The following is a 20,181-nucleotide window of genomic DNA, read 5'->3' as shown; positions in this document are numbered from 1 at the left end:
CGCAACATATATTGGCTTACTTGTCAACTGTTTTTTGTAATATTTTTAAAGTTTTTAGGTATAAAAACAGTGGCTTTCTATGACAGAAAACCACTAAAATGATGCTTAACTGAATGGCATTGCTTTATCACCACTTTGAAAATGGTTGTTTTATGGCGGATAGTCAGACAGTTTTGGATATAAGAGATGATCTGGGAGCAACCATGAATGAATGCAGGGAAGTGACCGAAAAGTACCGCACAGGACGGAGTGCATATTTACGGATCGGACAGTTGTTTATGAGATTGTTTGCAGGACTATTATAGCAGAAAGAAGAGGTGTTCGATATGTGTACAGCAGCAACTTACAAAACAAAAGATTTTTATATGGGTAGAACGCTTGATTATGAATTTTCCTATGGGGAACAGATTACGATAACGCCAAGAAATTACGAATTTGATTTCCGGTTTGCCGGGAAGATAAAAAGCCATTATGCTTTGATCGGAATGGCATTTGTTGCAGGAGGTTATCCGCTTTATTATGATGCTGTTAATGAAAAAGGCCTTGGAATGGCAGGTCTTAATTTTGTCGGCAATGCGGCATATGAAGAGGCTTTGCCGGAAGATGAAACAGAAGTCAGCCAGGTGGCACAGTTCGAGTTCATCCCATGGATCCTTACACAGTGTGCTACTGTAGCAGAGGCGAGAGAGAAGCTGGCAGCAATGAGACTGACAGGCACAGCATTCAGTGAACAGCTGCCGACAGCACAGCTTCACTGGATCATTGCAGACAAAGACGCCTGTATCGTTGTTGAGTCTATGAAGGATGGGCTGCATGTATATGATAATCCGGTAGGAGTGCTTACCAATAATCCACCATTCCTGGGTCAGATGTTTGCACTGAATAATTATGCCGGAGTATCCAGAAAACAGCCGGAGAGTACTTTTGCAGGAGTATTACAGCTTGATGCATATAGCAGAGGAATGGGTGGAATGGGAATACCTGGAGATCTTTCCAGCCAGTCAAGATTTGTGAAAGTTGCCTTTACAAAATTAAATTCGATCTCCGGTGAAGAAGAGGGTGAGAGTGTAAGCCAGTTCTTCCATATCTTAGGATCTGTAGATCAGCAGCGTGGATGTTGTGAGGTGACAGAAGGCAAATATGAGATCACGATATACACGTCCTGTTGTAATACAGCAAAAGGTATTTATTATTATACGACTTATGATAATCATCAGATCACAGCGGTTGACATGCATGCGGAAAATCTGGATTCAGATCAGCTGATCTGTTATCCGCTTCTGTCCAAGGGCGAAGTCAGATGGCAGAATAAATAATACGAAAATGCACGGAGAAAGCATATCGCAGAACAACAGGAGGAAAGACCATGAAAGAAGTTAAAACACCGAAAAAACCACTGGCATATTATTATGGGATTGTGTTAATAGTGCTGATCGTATTTAATCTGGTTGTCACACCAATCCTTATGGAGCATCAGGTAAAGGAAACGGATTATGGAACTTTTATGAGCATGATCGAGAAGAAGAATATCGGTGAAGTAGAAGTTAAGGACAATCAGATCATCTTTACAGATAAAGATCAAAAAAATATTTATAAAACAGGTCTGATGAACGATCCGAACCTGACGGACAGGCTATATGAATGTGGAGCAGTATTCGCAAAAGATATCGATAAGCAGATGTCACCGATCATCAGCTTCCTGCTGACCGGGGTTTTGCCATTGATCCTTTTTATCGCACTGGGAAATTATATGGCGAAGAAACTGATGGAGCATGCCGGAGGAAAAAATTCGATGGCTTTTGGAATGGGAAAAAGCAATGCGAAGATTTATGTGCAATCCAGTGAGGGAATCCGTTTTTCAGACGTTGCAGGAGAAGATGAGGCGAAAGAAAACCTTTCAGAGATCGTTGATTATCTTCACAATCCGAAGAAGTATACCGATGTAGGTGCGTCTATGCCAAAAGGTGTCCTTCTTGTAGGACCTCCGGGAACTGGTAAAACAATGCTTGCAAAAGCAGTTGCGGGTGAATCAAATGTACCATTTTTCTCAATGTCCGGATCAGAATTCGTAGAGATGTTTGTCGGTATGGGAGCTTCCAAGGTTCGAGATCTTTTCAGACAGGCAAAGGAAAAGGCACCATGTATCGTGTTTATTGATGAAATTGATGCCATTGGTAAAAAGCGTGACGGACAAATGGGCGGAAATGATGAGAGGGAGCAGACCTTAAATCAGCTTCTTACAGAGATGGATGGATTTGAAGGAAATAATGGTGTCATCATTCTTGCTGCAACGAACCGTCCGGAGTCGTTAGATCCGGCACTTACACGTCCGGGACGTTTTGACAGGCGTGTGCCGGTTGAACTGCCGGATCTTGCAGGACGTGAAGCAATTTTAAAGGTTCATGCAAAGAAGATAAAAGCATCTGATGATGTTGACCTGCATACGATTGCACGTATGGCATCCGGTGCATCCGGTGCGGAGCTTGCCAATATTATAAATGAAGCAGCATTACGTGCTGTCCGTAGTGGAAGGACCGTTGTAAATGAATCTGATCTCGAAGAAAGTATAGAAGTGGTTATTGCAGGATATCAGAAGAAGAATGCGGTTCTTTCAGATCAGGAGAAGAAGGTTGTTGCATATCATGAGATAGGACACGCTCTGGTAGCTGCATTGCAGAGTCATTCAGCACCGGTCCAGAAGATTACGATCATCCCGCGTACCTCAGGTGCACTCGGCTACACTATGCAGGTTGAGCAGGGTGATAAATATCTGATGACGAAAAAAGAACTTGAGAATAAGATTGTTACATTTACAGGCGGACGTGCGGCAGAGGAGATCGTATTTGGTGAGATCACGACAGGAGCCTCCAATGATATCGAACAGGCAACAAAAATTGCAAGAGCGATGATCACCCGCTACGGCATGACAGATGAATTCGACATGGTGGCAATGGAAACCGTGACCAACCAGTATCTTGGCGGCGATACGTCTCTTTCCTGTTCCACAGATACCCAGAAGGAAATTGATGAAAAAGTCGTGCAGCTCGTAAAAGCAGAGCATGAAAAAGCAAGAAAAATCCTTTCCGAAAACAGGGAAAAACTGGACGAACTGGCTATGTACCTGTATGAGAAGGAAACAATTACAGGTGACGAATTTATGGATATTTTAGACAGAAAATAATGTAGTTAATTAGATAATCATCTTCCACATGGAATACATCTTCCACCAGCATATTAAGGGTGATAGGGTAGAGCAATAAAACAGATTAGATGGAAAGGGAAGAGGCACCGTTACATAGGTACCTCTTCTTTTTAAAGAGTTGGCTCTTTCCCTGATACAGGAATTTGTATCTCCGGAGCATTGAGCAGTGCTGTGAAATTCTGCTGAATGATTTCCAGAGTTTTCAGCTTTTTCTGTAATTCCTGTTTTTCCCGAACAGTAGAAGTCTGTTCAGATTCAAGATTTTCAATCTGCTTCTGGATTTTATTAGAGCTTGGGATTTTGGTAATACCGAGATCCTGAAGCTCTTTTTTTAGTGAATCGTGGAGCTGGTATTCTGCCTGATGTTTGGTGCGGTATACTTTTGGGTTTTTGGCAGATTTGCAATCTTCAATCACTTTACGGCAGAGTCGGTAAGAATCGCAGTGCTTTTGAATGATTTTCTGTGTGCTTAGCTCACTGTTAATTTGTATTATTCTCTGTTCAGCCGCTTTAACAGAAGCATCAACGTCAGAAATATGCTGCTGGAAATCTTCATAATTCAGCAGATTATTTTCGGAAAGATAGTTGAAGGTGCGGGCTGTCTCTTTTAGATTATTTAGTTTTGCCCAACGTTCAAATCCTTCTCGATTGCCGGTTGTAACATACGTGGAGATATTGATATACAGGCGAGCTTCTCTGGATAGATGCTTTGGAGTTTTCACTTTGTTACGATTTTTAGCCAGGCGGATGCGGACATTTTCTTCTGAATAATAGCTTCCGAGAGATTTCATATAAGTGAAATTCTTCTGCTCTGGTGCACGGAAGGATAGGTGTTTTCCTTGGCGGACTTCATATCCGGCTAACTGCATTTTTTGTAGAAATTCCTCATAGTTAATGGAAGTCCAGATTGCCTTATCAACTGAAACACGTAGCTTGGCTTTCCAACTGGTGCCACGATGATATTCGATGTTCTCTTTATAGCTTTTACCTTTTTCTCCGGTTGGCATACTGGTGGCAAGTCCATTTTCATGGCAGATACGATTACTGATCCGGCAGATTTTATGGTAGCTCCGCTTATTGGAAACATATTTGTGATGATCAACAAAACTTGCTGCATTAAAGATGATGTGGTTATGAATGTGGTTTTTGTCAACATGGGTACTGATCACGTATTCATATTTTCCTTTCAGTACTTCGTCTGCAAATTGTTGTCCTAAGCGATGGGCGATTTCTGCATCTGTTTCACCAGGCTTAAAGGACTGAATCAGATGAAATGCCAGATTATCACCTTTATCCATTCCGTTCTTTTTTGTCTGTTCTCTCGTCATGGCAAATTCCAGATCAGCTGTTTCAGGAGAACAGCCAAAACTAGAAATCAATAGTTTTTCATCAGTCTTATCAGGATTGGTAATGTAGTCCAGAGCTTTTTTGTCCATTACTTTGATTGGGAAGATCTTAATATATGCCATATCTCTTTTACCATCTCTTTCAGTTCTTGCATTTCTTCCGGATACAGATCTCCGGTGGTATTCACTTTCTTCGCAATCTGGTTGATATTTACGCCAATCTTGTGCATTTCCTCATACTGTTTCTTCAGTGGAGTGGTATCGGTGTTGACGATGTAACCGTCGATTGCCATTTTCCGCAGATAAGCTCCCATGTTTTTGGTCTTTGATTCTATCATCTTCCTGCGGATCAGCTTCCGCTCTTCATCTGTGACATAAAAATGGATTTCTTTGTTTCGTTTTCTTTCAGCCATTGGTAATTTCTCCTTTCTGAGAGGGCAGTAGTATCGCTGCTTTCAGCGTTTTTCAATTTAGGGCAGGGTACCCTAAATTGGGATTTCCCGGAAGTGTATCCTCACTTCCTGTCCTTGCTGTTTTACCCCTCTATTAGTTAAAGTCAGGAGAACCGGGAAAATGCAAAAGAATTTTGCAGGTAGTACGGGATACGAAAATGTGGTATGATTATGGGCAGGATATCAGAAGAATCAGGAGTTGAATAGATTGTGAAGAAAGAAGAAATTTTTGAATATGTGCAGAAACAGTATGGCACAATGCCGGAATATTTATGGAGTAAACTACCGGACAGTGCAGTACTCCGACATGAAAATGGAAAATTGTATGCAGTGATCATGACGGTTGAAAAATCGAAATTGGGATTAGAGGGAAATGATCTGGTTGACATCATGGACGTAAAGTGCGATCCAGAAATGATCAGCATGATTATTCAGACTTATGGATTTTTACCAGGATACCATATGAATAAGCAGCACTGGATCACGATTTTACTGGAAGGTTCGGTCAGTGAAGCAAAGATACTGGACTTTTTGGATATGAGTTATGACCTGATTGATGGAGCAGGCAGAAAGGAAAACAAATGAGAAAAGCGATCGTATATGCGTCTGTCCATCATGGAAATACAGAAAAATTAGTAAAAAGCATAGCAGAAGAGTGCCAGGTCGATTTGATTGATGCTGTAAAACAGCCAAATGCAGATCTGAACAGTTATGATATGATTGGATTTGCATCAGGAATCTATTTTTCAAAATTTCATCAGTCGATATTGGGATTTGCAGAGAAGAACCTACCGGATAACAAAAAGATATTTCTGATTTGTACTTATGGTGGAAGTGCGAATTATAAATCCTTAGAGCAGATTTTGGACAAGAAGCATTCTAAAGTGATAGGAAAATTTGGGTGCAAAGGGTATGACACATTCGGACCATTTAAACTGGTTGGAGGTATTGCTAAAGACCATCCTAATGAAGAAGATATGAAAAACGCAGTGGACTTCGTAAAAGGATTACACTAATTTTTGAGCAAAAAGGAAAACCGGGGATTTTACTCCTCGGTTTTCTGGCTGTTGTACTTCAGTCTTCAATTTGAAAAATATCTTCTACAGGCACTTTCAGGTAATGTGCCAGCCGGATTGCAATTTCAAGAGAAGGATTACGTTCTCCACGTTCGATGCGGCCTATAGTCTGGCTGCAGGAACCTATGGCTTCAGCCAAATCTGCTTGAATGAGATTCCGTTCTTCACGAATATCTTTTAGTGTATTATTGATTGCCATTCAATCACTTCCTTTGCTTATTGTTATCAGCAGGATCATGAACCTGCTGTTGAAATCTAATGAAATCCCGGAATTTCTACACCTTTGCATTTCCCGATTACTTTTCCAAAAATCTTAAAAGAGTCAGATTCCAAAACCTGGATAGGACGATATTTTTGATTTAAAGAGATCAGATAAACACCATCTGGCTCATCGTGTAATTCCTTGATGTAAGTATTGCCGTTGAGATAGAAGATTCCAATTTCACCATTAGCAAGAGAATCTTTTTTCTGAATCCATGCGACATCGCCTGTGTGATAAAGTGGCTCCATACTGTCACCGGAGATCCGTACACCAAAGTCAGTCTGCTCAGGAGCAAGATGTCCTACGTCATAGGTTTCTTTTACAGAATCTTCCAGATAATTTCCAGTACCAGCAGAAACAGGTTCCCAGGTAATGTCTACAGGATGATGGAATGGGATAATCTTTGCAGACAGTGGAGAAAACTTTTTAGAAGCTTTCAAAATATCAGCAAATTCAATCAATTTATTTCTGCCTTCTTCATTCAATCCACTCATAATGTTATATGGGTTTTCTCCAAAGAAGGATTCGTATATATCTTCGATATCAAGTAACTGGCAAAGTGTCAGGAAAACATGTAAAGCTGGTTCTCGTGCATTGGTCTCCCATTTGGAGATTGCTTTTGTAGTAACCTGAATACCTTCCTGAGAAAGCAGGTCTACCAGATCTGATTGAGAGTATCCTTTCTTTTTTCTATTTTCTGCTAATATTTCCCCGAAATCACGCATTTGTTCGCCTCATTTCTATTTGAATTTTCTATATGCATTATACCGTATGTTAGAAATAAAATCAACAATAATCTCCAAAATGGAGAAAATACAACCAAGATGTCGCTTGACTGTCTCCGGAATGTCGATATATACTAAACATACAGAAATTGATAAGACATTATGTTGAAGAAAACAGCTGGGAGGTGAAAAGTTTGAGTGAGCGTGTGATCCTGCATAGTGATATGAACTGTTTTTATGCCAGTGTAGAAATGCTACATCATCCGGAATTTGCCGGAATGCCTCTGGCAGTCGGTGGCGATCCGGAAGCCAGACATGGAATTGTACTGACAGCAAATTATATTGCCAAGAAAAAAGGAGTAAAAACCGGAATGGCATTATGGCAGGCGAAACAGGTTTGTCCGGGACTTATTTTTGTACCACCACGGATGGATTTGTATTTGAGATTTTCACAGATGGCAAGAGAAATCTATTCGGAGTATACGGACAAGATCGAGCCATATGGAATTGATGAAGCCTGGCTGGATGTATCGGACAGCAGAAATCTGAAAGGAAGCGGAATGACGATTGCAAGAGAAATCAGCCATCGGATTAAATACGAACTGGGTGTAACGGTAAGTATTGGAATTTCCTGGAATAAGATTTATGCGAAACTTGGTTCAGATTATAAAAAGCCGGATGCAATCACAGAGTTTAATCGAGAAAATTATAAAGACAGGATATGGCAGCTTCCAGCGTCAGATTTGCTTTATGTCGGAAGACAGACAAATAAGAAATTGCAAAAACTTGGAATCCGGACAATCGGGCAACTTGCGGAATCAGACGAAAAGTTGTTAGAGAGTCATTTTGGAAAAATAGGAAATGTATTATGGGCTTTCGCAAATGGCTGGGATGAAGATCCGGTTTGCAAGGAAGGATATGAAGCACCAGTAAAGTCGATAGGTAATAGCACTACAACACCGAGAGATCTGGAAAATGATCTGGATGTCTGGATCATTCAAATAGCATTGGCAGAAAGTGTAGCTGCACGATTGCGGAAACATGGATTTAAATGCAAAACAGTAGAAATTACAGTTCGAGATAATGGATTGTATAGTTTTTCCAGACAGATACATTTACGACAGCCAACGAATATTACAAATGAGATTGTAACTGCAGCATTTCAGCTATTTAAAGATAATTACAAATGGGAACATCCCATTAGAAGCCTGGGAATCCGAGCTGCGGATCTTGTGTTAGATGATATTCCCGTGCAGTTGGATTTATTTGGAAATCAGGAGAAAAAGGAAAAGTTAGAGAAGCTGGATCGTACTGTAGATGAGATTAGACGACGGTTTGGATATTTCAGTATACAGCGAGCGGCAATGTATCAGAATAAAGTCTTATCCCACTTAGACGCTGGTACGCACACGGTCCATCCACACAGTTATTTTCATGGGTAATTGGAGGGATAGATTTGAAAAAAGTATTAACCAGAAAACAGAAAGAAAGTTATCAGTGTATTTTGAATTATACGAAGGAGCATGGATACCCGCCGACAGTTCGGGAATTTGGAAAACTGATCGGAGTAAGATCAACATCATCTGCTTTTTCCAGAATCAAGCAGTTGGAGCAAAATGGATATATCCGCAGAATCCCGGCATCGCCAAGAGCAATCGAGATTTTATAGTGAGGTGTCGGCATGAACAAAGTATATGTAGATGTAGTGGCAGAGTTCCGGAAAGACGGACGGCTGGTTCCCATATTTTTTACATGGGAGGATGGAAGAAAATATAGTATTGACAGAATTTTGAAAATTGAGCGATGCGCCAGCAGAAAGGCAGGCGGTGTAGGAGTGATGTACACCTGTATGATACAGGGGCAGGAAAGCCACTTGTTTTACGAAGTGGATAAATGGTTTATGGAGAGAAAAACAGCATAAGGAGAGATTGGTATAGACGATATTATTTGGATTATTAACCGGCAGGGATAGTCACTTTCCCTTTATATTCCTGCAGGTTTTACATAAGAAGATGGATTTCGGTCAGCAAAGGCAGCTCCCACAATGCCTTTTGGATATCCGCTTCTGCAAGTTGTAGTAAGTAATTGCTTCCCATCAAAATCATGGGGAAAGCGAACTGGTCTGAAAGACCGCCAGTTAGTGTGATGATGATAAGGAGATTTTGAAACTGATGACAGACAGAGATTATGCAATTAAATCAATGAAAGAAATTACCTTCCAGATGGCAAGTCATGCACAGGATTATCTGGAAGTTACAATCGAAAGACATTATACTGATATTAAAGAACTGATGACAAGCTACCAAAAACTGATTTTAGAAAACCAGGTTGTATTGGAAGAACTGGATATGGAGTGCCAGGAGAAAATCAATGAAGATATGGCATATGCATTGAGTTATCTGAGCATTTATAACAATCAGCTGAATGTGCCAAAGATGCACCGGGAAATGAATAACCTGATGATCATTTATGGCTTGTCTGATATGATCTATCGTGGAATGACACTGGTGAAGTTCTATGCACCGAATGGTGTGATGCTCAGTGAAATCCTTCATTCCTGTTTTTGCAGTCATTATAATAAGACAGATGTGGAAGTACAGCAGGAGTTAGGAATAGGCAGGACTTCTTTTTATAAAATGAAGAAGCAGGCACTTGGATATTTAGGATTTTATTTTTATGAGATCGTGGTACCGCAGGCAAAGGATAAAAGATTTAAACCGTCACTGGGCGTTGAGGAAGAGTAGGTGAGTAGTATGAGATACGAAGATTCGATGAAAGGTGTAGCTGATCAGATAATCAAAGAACAGCAGCGAGTCAGTAAAATTAAAAACAATCCAGAAGAGTTCCATTGGCATGACGAATATGCAACGTTGAATTTCTTTCGGTTTATCTGCAAAAATATCGGTAACTTGAGAAATGGAGAAATTGAAAAAATGGTCACACGTTTAAAGAACATAGATCAGAAAGCAGTGGAAAACCATGTGAATGGTGCTGTTTGGGCATTTGATTATGATAAGATGTTCTGTGTATTGATGGAAAATGAAATTTGCCGAAAGGTGTGTGAAAAGAATAAATATAACAGTTGGATGAATCTGATTGGACAGTATTGTGCTTCAAGGACTTAAAGACGAAAAAAGTTGTTGGAGAGAAATAATTTCCAGCAACTCTGTCTTTAATGAATAGAGTTCATTTTTTTATTCAACTATTCCCATGATATATACAATATGTAGATTTGCAATTCGAATATCAGTTTATGCTAAGTATAATAATAATAATTACTATTATTGACAAAGGATCATTATCATGTATAATACAGATATACAAGAAACAAAGTGTTAGAAAAATTGCTAGGAACTTGGTAACAAAAATAAATCGACATTGAAAAGGGAAAATGACTATGATAAAATATGAATGTGAACCATGTGGATATATTTATGATCCGGCAGTAGGAGATCCAGACGCTGGTATCGATTCAGAAACTGCCAGACATTAAAAGATCCTAAGAGAACATATAAAAGAAATGGAGGTCAAATTATGACTTACGATTTAAACATTACCTTTGATGACAATTTAGTAACAGGAAATGAAACAATTGATACCCAGCATAAAGAATTGATCGACCGTATCCAGAACTTTGTAACTGCCTGTCAAAATGGCGACAGCAAAGTAAAAGCAATCAAAATGCTGGATTATCTGGATGAATATACTGACTTTCATTTCAAAGAAGAGGAAAAGCTTCAGGAAAAATCCGGTTATCCAGAGCGTGAAAACCATCATGAAAAACATGAAGAGTTTAAAAAGACAATTCAGGAACTGCATGAATACCTTCAGGAGTATGAAGGACCAACAGATCGGTTCAGTGAACTTGTACAGAAAAATGTAATCGACTGGCTGTTTGGACACATTAAAACATACGACCGCTCTGTGGCAAAATTTATCTTTATGAAACAAAATCCAGACCAATGCTAAAATAAACCAGGGAACGAGTTCATTCAGAATGTAGACAACGTGATGAAGTAAACTAGGGGCTGTCACAATGCAGCCCCTTTCCTGTTATAGCGATATTCTAGGTAATATATTGCGCTGGCATGACATATTATTTTACTACTACTATATGGGAAGAGCAAGCAGCTCTTCTTTTTTTGTCCTTTTTATCCAATTTTAAGTTGTAAAGTTTCTTTTCATGCCAACAGAAATATGCTAAATTGATTTTATAGAACAAGATATAATTCCACTTATATATCGGAGGAAAATGAATGAGAGAGAAAACTATATATGAGAAGATTGCAGAAAAGTATAACACAACACCAGAAGAAGTACGCAGAGAAATGCAGATAGCCATAGATGCAGGATTTGATAATCCTGACCCGGCTGTGCAGGAAGAATGGAAGAAAATGACACTTAAAGGAGACAGGCCTACACCGGAAGAAGTAATCAATTACGCAGTAAAAAAATTAAAAGGAAATTAAAAATATGAAGAAAAAGATAACTGCAGTAATTTCAGGAACAGCAATCTTGATAATTGCTGCAGGAAGTATTTATGGGAAATTTGAATCCAGTCATAAAGAAGGCGAACCAGATGTAGTTGGAACTTTTTCTGTAAATCGGGATGAAAATATAACCGTGGTCGCAAATAGGGAAGATATTGAGGATAGAGAAGCGTTTGCAAGAAAACTTTTGCAGATGTACAAGGATGATTCTTTTCATTCGACAAAATTCTCCACAGACAGAGGATATGCGACGAGCATTGATATGAACATCTATTTATGGAAAGAGGATATTGAAGACGGGGAATCGGTAATGACAGCCGAATATAGACCTGTAGAATACGGAAAGGACTATGATGTTGTCAATAATCCTGATAAATTTCAACTATATATAGATGGAAAAAAGATTAAATAGTAATCTCCTGAAAGCAAACTTTTTGTCAATTATTTCAAAGAAAAATTAAAGGATAACAATACATAGTTTTGACAATGATATTTTGAAAAATTTTATAGGAATGCTCTATTATCAAATTGACATAGGAATATGGTAGCATATAATTAGAATTGAATACACTGAAAAAATGGAGGAATTACATGAAAGCACATAAATATTGGTCAGTAGGAGCTTTAATCACAATGATTGGAACTTTTTATACAGGATATAAAGGGTTAAAAGCAGCACACAAATACTTTGCATTTGGCTCTCTGATATGCATGATTATGGCAGTCTATTCTGGTCATAAAATGATTTCGAGTAATAAAAGAACAAGAAAACAGGTGAAAAATACAAAAGCGGAGGAATAGTAAATGTTAGAGTTAGGAATAAAAGCACCGGATTTTGAATTGCCGGATCAGAACGGAGAAGTGCATAAATTAAGCGATTATGCAGGAAAAAAAGTGATCTTATATTTTTATCCAAAGGATAATACACCAGGATGTACGAAGCAGGCATGTGGCTTTTCTGAGCGTTATCCACAGTTTACTGAGAAGGGAGCTGTTATTCTCGGAGTAAGCAAGGACTCTGTAGCGTCTCACAAGAGATTTGAAGAAAAATACGGACTGGCATTTACACTATTGGCAGATCCGGAGCGTAAAGTTATTGAAGCATATGATGTCTGGAAAGAAAAGAAAAATTATGGAAAAGTATCTATGGGTGTAGTAAGAACTACATATCTTATAGATGAGCAGGGAATCATTATAAAGGCAAATGATAAAGTCAAGGCGGCAGATGATCCTGAAAATATGCTTAAGGAATTGGCATAATGAAGATTATTTTATCACCTGCAAAAAAGATGATTGTAGATACCGATAACTTAGCACCGGTTGAACTGCCTGTCTATATTGATAAGACAGCAGAAGTATTAAACTGGATGAAAAGCAAATCAAAAGAAGAACTGAAAGCTATCTGGAAATGTAATGACAAGATTGCAGAGCAGAACTTTAACAGGTTGGAAAATATGGATCTTTATAACAGGCTTACTCCGGCTGTTTTAGCATATGAAGGGATTGCATTTCAATATATGGCACCATCTGTGTTTGAAATCCAGCAGTTTGAGTATTTGCAAAATCATTTAAGAATCTTGTCTGCGTTTTATGGCATTTTAAAACCAATGGATGGTGTGACTCCTTATCGTCTTGAAATGCAGGCAAAGGTTGGAATTGGAGATGCAAAAAATCTGTATGAGTACTGGGGAGAATTGTTATACCGCTCAGTAATCGATGGCAGTAGGATTATCATTAATCTTGCATCAAAAGAATACTCAAAATGTATAGAAAAGTATCTGACACCACAGGACAGATATATTACGATTGTATTTTGTGAGTTATCCGGAGATAAATTGGTAACAAAAGGTACCTATGCCAAGATGGCTCGTGGTGAAATGGTCAGATTCATAGCGGAAAATAATATTGAAAATCCGGTGGAGATTCAGAAATTTGACAGACTCGGATATTCGTTTAGGTCTGATTTATCTTCAGATTCAGAATATGTATTTGAACGCAAAATAAAATAATAATAATGAGAATTATTACTATTTTTATTGACAACAAAATAATAGTGGTATATAATCCTTATTAAGAACCAATCCTAATAAGGAGGACGAATGACAAGTAGGAGAAATACCATTCAAAAAGATCTTGTAAGAAATACAGTATACGAAATGAGAAGACACGTTACGGCAAATGAAGTGTATGAATTTATAAAAGAAGCATATCCAACAATTGGAAAAGGAACTGTATATAGAAATCTTGATATATTGGTAGAGGAAGGTGCATTAAGAAAGGTTGAAGTTCCGGATGGACCGAACCGATTTGATTTTATATTGAAAAATCATTACCATGTAAGATGTATAAAGTGCGGTGAAATTTTTGATGTGGATATGGATCAAATACCGGATTTGCTGGAAAGAATTCATAACACTCATGGAATTGAATTTGTGGATTATGATATTTCATTTAAAGGCATTTGCCCGAAATGCAGGGAGAAGGTAAAGGAGGAACAGCATGGATAGGAAAGCAATGTATAAGTTGAGTTATGGACTGTTTATATTGACCGCTAAAGAAGCAGAAAAAGATAACGGATGCATCATTAATACAGCTATTCAGGCAGCTTCGGAACCAAACCAGTTAAGTATCTGTGTAAATAAGGCAAATTATACGCATGATATGATTCAAAGAACCGGAAAATTTACTGTATCAGTCTTAAGTCAGAAGGCACAATTTGAATTGTTCAAACATTTTGGCTTCCAATCAGGAAGAGATACTAATAAGTTTGAAGCCTTTGAGCAGTGTGCCAGGGGCACAAATGGTATTTATTATATTACAGAAGGTACAAATGCATACATTTCTGTGACAGTTACTAAAACAGAGGACTTGGGTTCACATACGATGTTTATCGGTGAGATAACCGATATGGAAGTTTTAAGCAATGTTCCTTCAGTAACATATGATTATTATCAGAATAATATTAAGCCTAAGCCACAGGAGGTTGGAAAAACAGAGGACAGTCAGACAATATGGCGTTGCAGAATTTGCGGATATGAATATGTAGGAGAGGAATTACCAGATGACTTTATATGTCCTTTGTGCAAGCACCCGGCATCAGATTTTGAAAAAGTAGTAAAGAAAACGGAGGTAAAAGAGATGGCAGAAAACAAATATGCAGGAACACAGACAGAGAAGAATTTACAGGAGGCATTTGCAGGGGAATCACAGGCAAGAAATAAGTATACATATTTTGCTTCAGTAGCGAAAAAGGAAGGTTACGAGCAGATGTCAGCATTGTTTTTAAAGACTGCAGATAATGAGAAAGAACATGCAAAGATGTGGTTCAAGGAATTAGCAGGAATTGGTGATACAAAGGCAAACCTGGTGGCAGCGGCAGAAGGCGAAAATTATGAGTGGACAGATATGTATGATGGCTTTGCTAAAACAGCTGAGGAAGAAGGATTCCCTGAGCTTGCAGCAAAATTCAGGGCAGTAGGTGAGATTGAGAAGCACCATGAGGAAAGATATCGTGCACTTCTTAAGAATATTGAAACTTCACAGGTATTTGAAAAGAGCGAAGTTAAGGTATGGGAATGCCGTAACTGTGGACATATTGTGGTAGGAACTAAGGCGCCTGAAGTATGTCCGGTATGTAATCATCCACAGAGCTATTTTGAAGTACATGAAGAGAATTATTAAGGAGACAATTGAATTATAAATTTTACACATGGAAGGAGAAAAAGGCATGGAAGTAAGGTATTATATTTGTAAGCATTGTGGAAACATTGTTGAAAAGGTAAAGGATAAGGGTGTACCTGTAATTTGTTGCGGAGAACCTATGCAGGAATTAAAAGCCGGAGTGACAGATGCTGCTGTCGAGAAGCATGTACCTGTATACACGATAGAAGGCAGTCATGTTCATGTCGTGGTCGGAGAGACAAAACATCCAATGCTTGAAGAGCATTTCATTGAGTGGATTACATTAAATACAAACCAGGGAATATACAGAAAACAGTTAAATCCAGGGCAGGAGCCGGTAGCAGATTTTTGTCTTTGCGATGGTGAACAGGTAGAAGAGGTATATGCATATTGTAACCTGCATGGTTTATGGAAATGCTAAAAGCATTTATACATATTAAGGTTACAGAACAACACAAATACAACAGTAATATATGCTGTGTATTAATATATTTATAAGGAGGAACAAACTAATGAAATATGTATGTGACGTTTGCGGATGGGAATATGATGAAGAGGAAGGTTATCCTGAAGGTGGTATTGCACCAGGAACAAAGTGGGAGGACGTTCCAGAAGATTTTGAATGCCCATTATGTAATGTTGGAAAAGATCAGTTCTCAGAAGTTGAATAAAATTCTGATTATTTAAATACGGATAGATAAACAAAAACCCTGGTGCGTGTGAGCAACAGGGTTTTTTATTGCGATAGTTTGTGATGATATCACAGAAAAAGGTTTACCTTTTGCTTATAATGTAACTACAAACAAAGTAAGGAGGTAGTCTAAATGAGATTAAAAGATAAAGTTGCAATCATTACTGGTGGAAGCCGTGGTATAGGATTTGCTACAGCTGATAAATTCTTGAAGGAAGGTGCTTCAGTTGTGTTGGCAGCAAGTTCACAGGAATCGGCAGATGTTGCTGTAGATAAATTAAAAGAAAAATATCCCAATGCAATAGTTGCTGGAATTAGTCCAAATCTAGCAAGCATGGAGTCTGTCAGAAAGGCTTTTAAAGAGGCAACTGAAAAATATGGATGTGTCGACATACTGGTAAATAATGCAGGGATTTCAGAAAACACCTCATTTATGGATTATACAGAGGAGACTTTTGATAAAGTCATGGATCTAAATGTAAAAGGAGTATTTAATACTACTCGTGTAGCAGCAGAATGTATGGTGGCAAGAGGCAAGGGGGTCATTCTCTCAACTTCTTCCATGGTGAGTATTTCGGGACAGCCAAGTGGGTTTGCTTATCCGGCATCGAAGTTTGCAGTAAACGGATTGACTGTATCATTAGCAAGAGAACTAGGACCTAAAGGTATTCGTGTTAATGCTGTTGCACCTGGGATTACAGAAACTGATATGATGAAGGCCGTGCCAAAGGAAGTTATCGAACCTATGATTGAAAGAATTCCACTGCGTCGTCTTGGACAGCCAGAAGATATTGCCAATGCGTTTGTGTTTCTTGCTTCAGATGAGGCGAGTTACATTACAGGTGTTATATTAAGTGTAGATGGTATGGCAAGAAGTTAAGTTAATGAGGTATGGTGATGTAATCACGGAAAATAAATGAAATTAAGACTATAATAAATCTACAAAAAGAAAAAGATAAGGAGGACTGTAAAATGTCTGCTATTAATATCAATAAAAATAATTTTCAGAACGAAGTACTGAATTCCGATAAACCCGTTCTTTTAGATTTTTGGGCATCTTGGTGTGCGCCTTGCCGCATGGTAGTACCTATTGTAGAGGAGATTGCAAGTGAGCGTAGAGATATTAAAGTTGGAAAGATTAATGTAGATGAAGAGCCTGAACTGGCAAATAAGTTCAGTATTATGAGCATTCCGACTTTAGTGGTTATGAAGAATGGGAAGATTGTACAGCAGGTTTCAGGGGCGAGACCTAAGAATGCGATTTTAGAAATGCTTTAGGGAGGTGTGCTAATGGGATTTTTTGATCTCTTTAAACAGTCGAATATTAATCAAGGCATAGAAGAATATAAAAGGACTGATGATGCAGTTCTGCTGGATGTACGTACACCGCAGGAATATCAGGAAGGACATATACCAGAAAGTAAAAATGTGCCGTTGCAGCAACTTGACAATATTGCTTCTGTAGCGAAGAATAAGGATATCCCACTGTTTGTATACTGTTATTCCGGTTCACGAAGCCGCCAGGCAACTGGGATACTGCAACGAATGGGATATTCTAAAGTAAATAATATCGGTGGCATTGCAGCTTACTCAGGAAAGGTGGAAAAATAAGATGAAGGTAATAATTGTAGGAGGTGTAGCCGGAGGAGCTACAGCCGCAGCAAGAATACGCAGACTGAATGAACATGCTGAAATTACTGTGTTTGAAAGATCCGGATACATATCCTATGCAAATTGTGGACTTCCATATTATATTGGAGACGTGATCACAGACCCGGAAGAACTTACACTACAGACACCAGAGAGTTTTTTTAAACGCTTCCGTATTAACATGAAAATTCATCATGAAGTTATCTCCATACATCCGGAACGTAAAACGGTTTCAGTGAAAAATTTAGAGAATGGTGAGATATTTGAAGAAAAATATGATAAGCTGATCCTTTCTCCAGGTGCAAAGCCAACACAGCCGAGACTTCCCGGAGTAGGTATTGATAAACTTTTTACACTTCGTACTGTAGAAGACACTTTTCGGATAAAGGAATATATAAATAAGAATCATCCAAAATCGGCTGTATTGGCAGGTGGCGGTTTTATTGGTCTGGAACTGGCAGAAAATTTGAGGGAGCTTGGCATGGATGTTACGATTGTCCAGCGGCCTAAGCAGCTGATGAACCCTTTTGACCCGGATATGGCATCCATGATCCATAATGAAATGAGAAAGCATGGGATAAAACTGGTACTGGGCTATACAGTAGAAGGATTTAAAGAAAAAGACAACGGAGTGGAGGTCCTGTTGAAAGATAATCCATCCCTTCAGGCTGATATGGTAGTTCTGGCAATCGGAGTCACACCAGACACAGTATTAGCAAAAGAAGCCGGTCTGGAACTTGGCATCAAGGAAAGTATTGTAGTGAATGACAGAATGGAAACCTCTGTACCGGATATTTATGCTGCAGGTGATGCAGTTCAGGTAAAACATTATGTTACGGGTAATGATGCGCTGATTTCTTTGGCAGGACCAGCCAATAAACAGGGCAGAATCATCGCTGATAATATTTGTGGCGGTGATAGTCGTTACCTGGGCAGTCAGGGAAGCTCCGTTATAAAAGTGTTTGATATGACAGCAGCCACTACAGGTATCAATGAAACCAATGCCAAAAAGTCAGGATTAGAGGTAGATACAGTAATTCTTTCTCCTATGAGTCATGCCGGTTACTATCCTGGTGGAAAAGTGATGACCATGAAGGTGGTTTTTGAAAAAGAGAGCTATCGTTTGCTTGGTGCTCAGATTATTGGATATGAAGGAGTTGATAAACGTATTGATGTGCTGGCAACAGCAATCCATGCAGGGCTGAAGGCAACCCAGCTGAAGGATTTGGATCTCGCATATGCACCGCCTTATTCCTCTGCCAAGGATCCTGTAAATATGGCAGGATTCATGATAGACAATATAGCAAAAGGTACCTTAAAACAATGGCATCTGGAAGATATGGATAAGATTTCTAGAGATAAAAGTGTTGTGTTGCTGGATGTGAGAACTGTAGGTGAATTTAACAGGGGGCATATGGATGGATTCAAAAACATTCCTGTAGATGAACTAAGGGAACGTATCAATGAAATTGAGAAGGGAAAGCCTGTTTACCTGATATGCCAGAGTGGGCTGCGAAGTTATATTGCCAGTCGTATTCTGGAAGGAAATGGATATGAAACATACAACTTCTCCGGCGGATTCCGCTTCTATGATGCAGTTGTCAATGACCGTGCGCTGATTGAAAAGGCATATGCATGTGGTATGGATTATTAAAAATAATCATAATATTTTTATAATTTTCTCGTTATATAAAAAGATCCCCCATTTATTAGAATGACTTTCATAATTCTGATAAATGGAGGATTCTTCTTTATATGTTACAGAAAAACAATTTTATGACCTTTGGAGTGTTTCCAGTCTTTTTGGATCAAGGATTGTTATTTTGCCGCGAGAGAGTCTGACGAGTCCTTCGCCTTGAAAGTATCGAAGCATTCGAGTGATAACTTCCCTGTGGGAACCAAGATGGTTTGCGATAGTTTCGTGAGTGATTTTCAGTTCATTTGTTCCTTCAATGGATGATTCTTCTAAAAGAAATGAAGCAACACGCTTATCCAAACTCTTCCACATGATTTGTTCAATCAGCCACATGACATCAGTAAAACGGGTAGCCATTAACTCATTGGTATAGTTTGCGACAGGAGCAGATTCTTTCATGATGCCCTTATAGATTTCAGCAGGGATGATCCAAAGATCCGTATCTTTTTCTGCTTCAATGGTTACTTGAAATTGAATAGACCGCATGATACATGAGGCGGATAAAAGACACATATCCATATCGAACAGACGGTAAAGTGTAATCTCCCGTCCTTCATCTGAAAGTATGTAAGTTCGAAGCTGCCCGGATTTAACCAGTAATAATCCAGTACAGTCCATGTTTCCATTGTGAATGATCGTTCCTTTTTTTACATCCCGTGTGATTAAATTGTCTGAAATTAGTTTTTTCTGTGCTGTATTTAAGTCATTCCATAGTGGAAAATAATTTTCGAAGCTCATAGCAGTCATCTCCTTTACGAACATAGTATACTTGCTTTTTTAAGATGCGTCAATTAAATAATTGACATATGCCATAAATAAAAATATACTGACTATAGTACATGACGGTTGTAAATATGAGGGAGGGATAAATAATGCAGGGAGATGTCAGTTTTACATTTTTGGACCGAAT

General features: G+C 38.7%; 29 protein-coding genes and 2 pseudogenes. 26 read left to right on the top strand and 5 right to left on the bottom strand.

Annotation, left to right across the window (positions count from 1 at the left end; all coding sequences use genetic code 11):
• The first annotated feature begins 113 nt into the window (after positions 1 to 113).
• The 3 genes from PGQ33_RS16295 to ftsH are packed head-to-tail and all read left to right on the top strand — an operon-like array spanning position 114 to position 3,181.
• Positions 114 to 305, top strand: coding sequence for a hypothetical protein (locus PGQ33_RS16295; RefSeq protein WP_015559638.1), 192 nt, complete (start codon positions 114 to 116; stop codon positions 303 to 305).
• Between the two features lie 21 nt (positions 306 to 326).
• On the top strand, positions 327 to 1,316 hold the full coding sequence (gene bsh / locus PGQ33_RS16290) for a choloylglycine hydrolase (protein WP_005360258.1): 990 nt from the start codon (positions 327 to 329) through the stop codon (positions 1,314 to 1,316).
• A 50-nt stretch (positions 1,317 to 1,366) separates the two neighbouring features.
• A complete protein-coding gene (ftsH, locus tag PGQ33_RS16285; protein WP_055248541.1) occupies positions 1,367 to 3,181 on the top strand; it encodes an ATP-dependent zinc metalloprotease FtsH in 1,815 nt (604 codons plus the stop codon).
• Positions 3,182 to 3,312: 131 nt separating this feature from the next.
• On the opposite strand, the gene PGQ33_RS16280 is transcribed toward ftsH, so the two are convergent.
• Both PGQ33_RS16280 and PGQ33_RS16275 read right to left on the bottom strand, forming a co-directional pair.
• Complete coding sequence (locus PGQ33_RS16280; RefSeq protein WP_270206091.1) at positions 3,313 to 4,671, bottom strand: relaxase/mobilization nuclease domain-containing protein; 1,359 nt, start codon at positions 4,669 to 4,671, stop codon at positions 3,313 to 3,315.
• Positions 4,638 to 4,961 carry a MobC family plasmid mobilization relaxosome protein gene (locus tag PGQ33_RS16275; RefSeq protein WP_117594111.1) on the bottom strand — a complete coding sequence of 108 codons (324 nt, stop codon included), beginning with the start codon at positions 4,959 to 4,961 and terminating at the stop codon, positions 4,638 to 4,640. The genes PGQ33_RS16280 and PGQ33_RS16275 overlap by 34 nt, the downstream gene beginning before the upstream one ends.
• A 249-nt stretch (positions 4,962 to 5,210) precedes the next feature.
• Between PGQ33_RS16275 and PGQ33_RS16270 the strand changes: the two genes are divergently transcribed.
• Both PGQ33_RS16270 and PGQ33_RS16265 read left to right on the top strand, forming a co-directional pair.
• Complete coding sequence (locus PGQ33_RS16270; protein ID WP_270206090.1) at positions 5,211 to 5,585, top strand: MmcQ/YjbR family DNA-binding protein; 375 nt, start codon at positions 5,211 to 5,213, stop codon at positions 5,583 to 5,585.
• On the top strand, positions 5,582 to 6,016 hold the full coding sequence (locus PGQ33_RS16265) for a flavodoxin family protein (RefSeq protein ID WP_270206089.1): 435 nt from the start codon (positions 5,582 to 5,584) through the stop codon (positions 6,014 to 6,016). The genes PGQ33_RS16270 and PGQ33_RS16265 overlap by 4 nt, the downstream gene beginning before the upstream one ends.
• Before the next feature lie 58 nt (positions 6,017 to 6,074).
• Here PGQ33_RS16265 and PGQ33_RS16260 read toward each other — a convergent pair whose 3' ends face one another.
• Both PGQ33_RS16260 and PGQ33_RS16255 read right to left on the bottom strand, forming a co-directional pair.
• Positions 6,075 to 6,275: a helix-turn-helix transcriptional regulator gene (locus tag PGQ33_RS16260; protein WP_008688136.1), complete on the bottom strand. Its 201-nt coding sequence runs from the start codon at positions 6,273 to 6,275 to the stop codon at positions 6,075 to 6,077.
• A 56-nt stretch (positions 6,276 to 6,331) separates the two neighbouring features.
• Positions 6,332 to 7,063: an XRE family transcriptional regulator gene (locus tag PGQ33_RS16255; RefSeq protein ID WP_270206088.1), complete on the bottom strand. Its 732-nt coding sequence runs from the start codon at positions 7,061 to 7,063 to the stop codon at positions 6,332 to 6,334.
• 194 nt (positions 7,064 to 7,257) lie between these two features.
• Between PGQ33_RS16255 and dinB the strand changes: the two genes are divergently transcribed.
• From dinB to PGQ33_RS16155, 21 genes and pseudogenes are all read left to right on the top strand, one after another.
• The gene (dinB, locus tag PGQ33_RS16250; protein WP_270206087.1) at positions 7,258 to 8,505 is read left to right on the top strand and encodes a DNA polymerase IV; all 1,248 of its coding nucleotides are present in this window, start codon (positions 7,258 to 7,260) and stop codon (positions 8,503 to 8,505) included.
• Positions 8,506 to 8,519: 14 nt separating this feature from the next.
• Positions 8,520 to 8,732, top strand: a complete 213-nt coding sequence (locus tag PGQ33_RS16245) for a hypothetical protein (protein ID WP_020993357.1) — start codon at positions 8,520 to 8,522, stop codon at positions 8,730 to 8,732.
• A gap of 12 nt (positions 8,733 to 8,744) precedes the next feature.
• Entirely contained in the window at positions 8,745 to 8,984 is a 240-nt protein-coding gene (locus tag PGQ33_RS16240; RefSeq protein WP_008708201.1) for a hypothetical protein, read from the top strand.
• A 250-nt stretch (positions 8,985 to 9,234) separates the two neighbouring features.
• Positions 9,235 to 9,807: a hypothetical protein gene (locus PGQ33_RS16235; protein WP_118410971.1), complete on the top strand. Its 573-nt coding sequence runs from the start codon at positions 9,235 to 9,237 to the stop codon at positions 9,805 to 9,807.
• A 9-nt stretch (positions 9,808 to 9,816) separates the two neighbouring features.
• The gene (locus tag PGQ33_RS16230; RefSeq protein ID WP_121057329.1) at positions 9,817 to 10,188 is read left to right on the top strand and encodes a hypothetical protein; all 372 of its coding nucleotides are present in this window, start codon (positions 9,817 to 9,819) and stop codon (positions 10,186 to 10,188) included.
• Positions 10,189 to 10,460: 272 nt separating this feature from the next.
• Positions 10,461 to 10,547 (top strand): annotated as a pseudogene (locus PGQ33_RS16225) (rubredoxin); the annotation flags it as partial.
• Between the two features lie 50 nt (positions 10,548 to 10,597).
• On the top strand, positions 10,598 to 11,032 hold the full coding sequence (locus PGQ33_RS16220; protein ID WP_270206086.1) for a bacteriohemerythrin: 435 nt from the start codon (positions 10,598 to 10,600) through the stop codon (positions 11,030 to 11,032).
• Positions 11,033 to 11,319: 287 nt separating this feature from the next.
• Positions 11,320 to 11,532 (top strand): sporulation initiation factor Spo0A C-terminal domain-containing protein, encoded by a 213-nt coding sequence (locus PGQ33_RS16215; protein WP_026648209.1) that lies wholly within the window; start codon positions 11,320 to 11,322, stop codon positions 11,530 to 11,532.
• A 4-nt stretch (positions 11,533 to 11,536) separates the two neighbouring features.
• Positions 11,537 to 11,965 carry a hypothetical protein gene (locus PGQ33_RS16210; protein WP_270206085.1) on the top strand — a complete coding sequence of 143 codons (429 nt, stop codon included), beginning with the start codon at positions 11,537 to 11,539 and terminating at the stop codon, positions 11,963 to 11,965.
• Positions 11,966 to 12,144: 179 nt separating this feature from the next.
• The gene (locus PGQ33_RS16205) at positions 12,145 to 12,354 is read left to right on the top strand and encodes a DUF6219 family protein (protein WP_270206084.1); all 210 of its coding nucleotides are present in this window, start codon (positions 12,145 to 12,147) and stop codon (positions 12,352 to 12,354) included.
• Between the two features lie 3 nt (positions 12,355 to 12,357).
• Positions 12,358 to 12,813: a thioredoxin-dependent thiol peroxidase gene (gene bcp / locus PGQ33_RS16200; protein WP_024854727.1), complete on the top strand. Its 456-nt coding sequence runs from the start codon at positions 12,358 to 12,360 to the stop codon at positions 12,811 to 12,813.
• Positions 12,813 to 13,562: a peroxide stress protein YaaA gene (gene yaaA / locus PGQ33_RS16195; RefSeq protein WP_270206083.1), complete on the top strand. Its 750-nt coding sequence runs from the start codon at positions 12,813 to 12,815 to the stop codon at positions 13,560 to 13,562. The genes bcp and yaaA overlap by 1 nt, the downstream gene beginning before the upstream one ends.
• A gap of 90 nt (positions 13,563 to 13,652) precedes the next feature.
• Positions 13,653 to 14,060, top strand: coding sequence for a Fur family transcriptional regulator (locus PGQ33_RS16190; protein ID WP_055151682.1), 408 nt, complete (start codon positions 13,653 to 13,655; stop codon positions 14,058 to 14,060).
• A pseudogene (locus PGQ33_RS17095) lies at positions 14,053 to 14,673 on the top strand (flavin reductase); the annotation flags it as partial. The gene PGQ33_RS16190 and the pseudogene PGQ33_RS17095, both read left to right, overlap by 8 nt.
• A gap of 18 nt (positions 14,674 to 14,691) precedes the next feature.
• Positions 14,692 to 15,234, top strand: a complete 543-nt coding sequence (rbr, locus tag PGQ33_RS17090) for a rubrerythrin (RefSeq protein ID WP_243182783.1) — start codon at positions 14,692 to 14,694, stop codon at positions 15,232 to 15,234.
• 46 nt (positions 15,235 to 15,280) lie between these two features.
• On the top strand, positions 15,281 to 15,655 hold the full coding sequence (locus PGQ33_RS16180) for a desulfoferrodoxin family protein (RefSeq protein WP_023920586.1): 375 nt from the start codon (positions 15,281 to 15,283) through the stop codon (positions 15,653 to 15,655).
• Between the two features lie 91 nt (positions 15,656 to 15,746).
• Complete coding sequence (locus PGQ33_RS16175; RefSeq protein WP_005339874.1) at positions 15,747 to 15,905, top strand: rubredoxin; 159 nt, start codon at positions 15,747 to 15,749, stop codon at positions 15,903 to 15,905.
• Positions 15,906 to 16,058: 153 nt separating this feature from the next.
• Positions 16,059 to 16,805: an SDR family NAD(P)-dependent oxidoreductase gene (locus PGQ33_RS16170; RefSeq protein WP_005421611.1), complete on the top strand. Its 747-nt coding sequence runs from the start codon at positions 16,059 to 16,061 to the stop codon at positions 16,803 to 16,805.
• Positions 16,806 to 16,897: 92 nt separating this feature from the next.
• Positions 16,898 to 17,203 carry a thioredoxin gene (gene trxA, locus PGQ33_RS16165; protein WP_005421612.1) on the top strand — a complete coding sequence of 102 codons (306 nt, stop codon included), beginning with the start codon at positions 16,898 to 16,900 and terminating at the stop codon, positions 17,201 to 17,203.
• A 12-nt stretch (positions 17,204 to 17,215) separates the two neighbouring features.
• A complete protein-coding gene (locus PGQ33_RS16160) occupies positions 17,216 to 17,536 on the top strand; it encodes a rhodanese-like domain-containing protein (protein ID WP_005421613.1) in 321 nt (106 codons plus the stop codon).
• A gap of 1 nt (position 17,537) precedes the next feature.
• Positions 17,538 to 19,229, top strand: a complete 1,692-nt coding sequence (locus PGQ33_RS16155) for an FAD-dependent oxidoreductase (protein ID WP_117628822.1) — start codon at positions 17,538 to 17,540, stop codon at positions 19,227 to 19,229.
• Between the two features lie 120 nt (positions 19,230 to 19,349).
• Here PGQ33_RS16155 and PGQ33_RS16150 read toward each other — a convergent pair whose 3' ends face one another.
• Positions 19,350 to 20,009 carry a Crp/Fnr family transcriptional regulator gene (locus tag PGQ33_RS16150; RefSeq protein ID WP_270206082.1) on the bottom strand — a complete coding sequence of 220 codons (660 nt, stop codon included), beginning with the start codon at positions 20,007 to 20,009 and terminating at the stop codon, positions 19,350 to 19,352.
• Positions 20,010 to 20,181 lie beyond the last annotated feature (172 nt).

The sequence above is a fragment of the Coprococcus sp. AM100_B19A genome, assembly GCF_027662015.1.
Classification (GTDB): Bacteria; Bacillota; Clostridia; order Lachnospirales; family Lachnospiraceae; genus Allocoprococcus; species Allocoprococcus comes.
This window is presented reverse-complemented; position numbering and strand designations above follow the sequence as displayed.

Coding starts and splice junctions, on each gene's coding strand:
- bsh (WP_005360258.1), top strand. CDS start 327: ATGTGTACAGCAGCAACTTACAAAACAAAAGATTTTTATATGGGTAGA.
- PGQ33_RS16280 (WP_270206091.1), bottom strand. CDS start 4,671: ATGGCATATATTAAGATCTTCCCAATCAAAGTAATGGACAAAAAAGCT.
- PGQ33_RS16150 (WP_270206082.1), bottom strand. CDS start 20,009: ATGAGCTTCGAAAATTATTTTCCACTATGGAATGACTTAAATACAGCA.
- rbr (WP_243182783.1), top strand. CDS start 14,692: ATGGCAGAAAACAAATATGCAGGAACACAGACAGAGAAGAATTTACAG.
- PGQ33_RS16230 (WP_121057329.1), top strand. CDS start 9,817: ATGAGATACGAAGATTCGATGAAAGGTGTAGCTGATCAGATAATCAAA.
- PGQ33_RS16190 (WP_055151682.1), top strand. CDS start 13,653: ATGACAAGTAGGAGAAATACCATTCAAAAAGATCTTGTAAGAAATACA.
- PGQ33_RS16295 (WP_015559638.1), top strand. CDS start 114: ATGGCATTGCTTTATCACCACTTTGAAAATGGTTGTTTTATGGCGGAT.
- ftsH (WP_055248541.1), top strand. CDS start 1,367: ATGAAAGAAGTTAAAACACCGAAAAAACCACTGGCATATTATTATGGG.
- PGQ33_RS16155 (WP_117628822.1), top strand. CDS start 17,538: ATGAAGGTAATAATTGTAGGAGGTGTAGCCGGAGGAGCTACAGCCGCA.
- PGQ33_RS16240 (WP_008708201.1), top strand. CDS start 8,745: ATGAACAAAGTATATGTAGATGTAGTGGCAGAGTTCCGGAAAGACGGA.
- PGQ33_RS16255 (WP_270206088.1), bottom strand. CDS start 7,063: ATGCGTGATTTCGGGGAAATATTAGCAGAAAATAGAAAAAAGAAAGGA.
- PGQ33_RS16260 (WP_008688136.1), bottom strand. CDS start 6,275: ATGGCAATCAATAATACACTAAAAGATATTCGTGAAGAACGGAATCTC.
- trxA (WP_005421612.1), top strand. CDS start 16,898: ATGTCTGCTATTAATATCAATAAAAATAATTTTCAGAACGAAGTACTG.
- PGQ33_RS16180 (WP_023920586.1), top strand. CDS start 15,281: ATGGAAGTAAGGTATTATATTTGTAAGCATTGTGGAAACATTGTTGAA.
- PGQ33_RS16205 (WP_270206084.1), top strand. CDS start 12,145: ATGAAAGCACATAAATATTGGTCAGTAGGAGCTTTAATCACAATGATT.
- PGQ33_RS16235 (WP_118410971.1), top strand. CDS start 9,235: ATGACAGACAGAGATTATGCAATTAAATCAATGAAAGAAATTACCTTC.
- PGQ33_RS16160 (WP_005421613.1), top strand. CDS start 17,216: ATGGGATTTTTTGATCTCTTTAAACAGTCGAATATTAATCAAGGCATA.
- PGQ33_RS16275 (WP_117594111.1), bottom strand. CDS start 4,961: ATGGCTGAAAGAAAACGAAACAAAGAAATCCATTTTTATGTCACAGAT.
- bcp (WP_024854727.1), top strand. CDS start 12,358: ATGTTAGAGTTAGGAATAAAAGCACCGGATTTTGAATTGCCGGATCAG.
- PGQ33_RS16265 (WP_270206089.1), top strand. CDS start 5,582: ATGAGAAAAGCGATCGTATATGCGTCTGTCCATCATGGAAATACAGAA.
- PGQ33_RS16175 (WP_005339874.1), top strand. CDS start 15,747: ATGAAATATGTATGTGACGTTTGCGGATGGGAATATGATGAAGAGGAA.
- PGQ33_RS16220 (WP_270206086.1), top strand. CDS start 10,598: ATGACTTACGATTTAAACATTACCTTTGATGACAATTTAGTAACAGGA.
- PGQ33_RS16215 (WP_026648209.1), top strand. CDS start 11,320: ATGAGAGAGAAAACTATATATGAGAAGATTGCAGAAAAGTATAACACA.
- yaaA (WP_270206083.1), top strand. CDS start 12,813: ATGAAGATTATTTTATCACCTGCAAAAAAGATGATTGTAGATACCGAT.
- PGQ33_RS16210 (WP_270206085.1), top strand. CDS start 11,537: ATGAAGAAAAAGATAACTGCAGTAATTTCAGGAACAGCAATCTTGATA.
- PGQ33_RS16170 (WP_005421611.1), top strand. CDS start 16,059: ATGAGATTAAAAGATAAAGTTGCAATCATTACTGGTGGAAGCCGTGGT.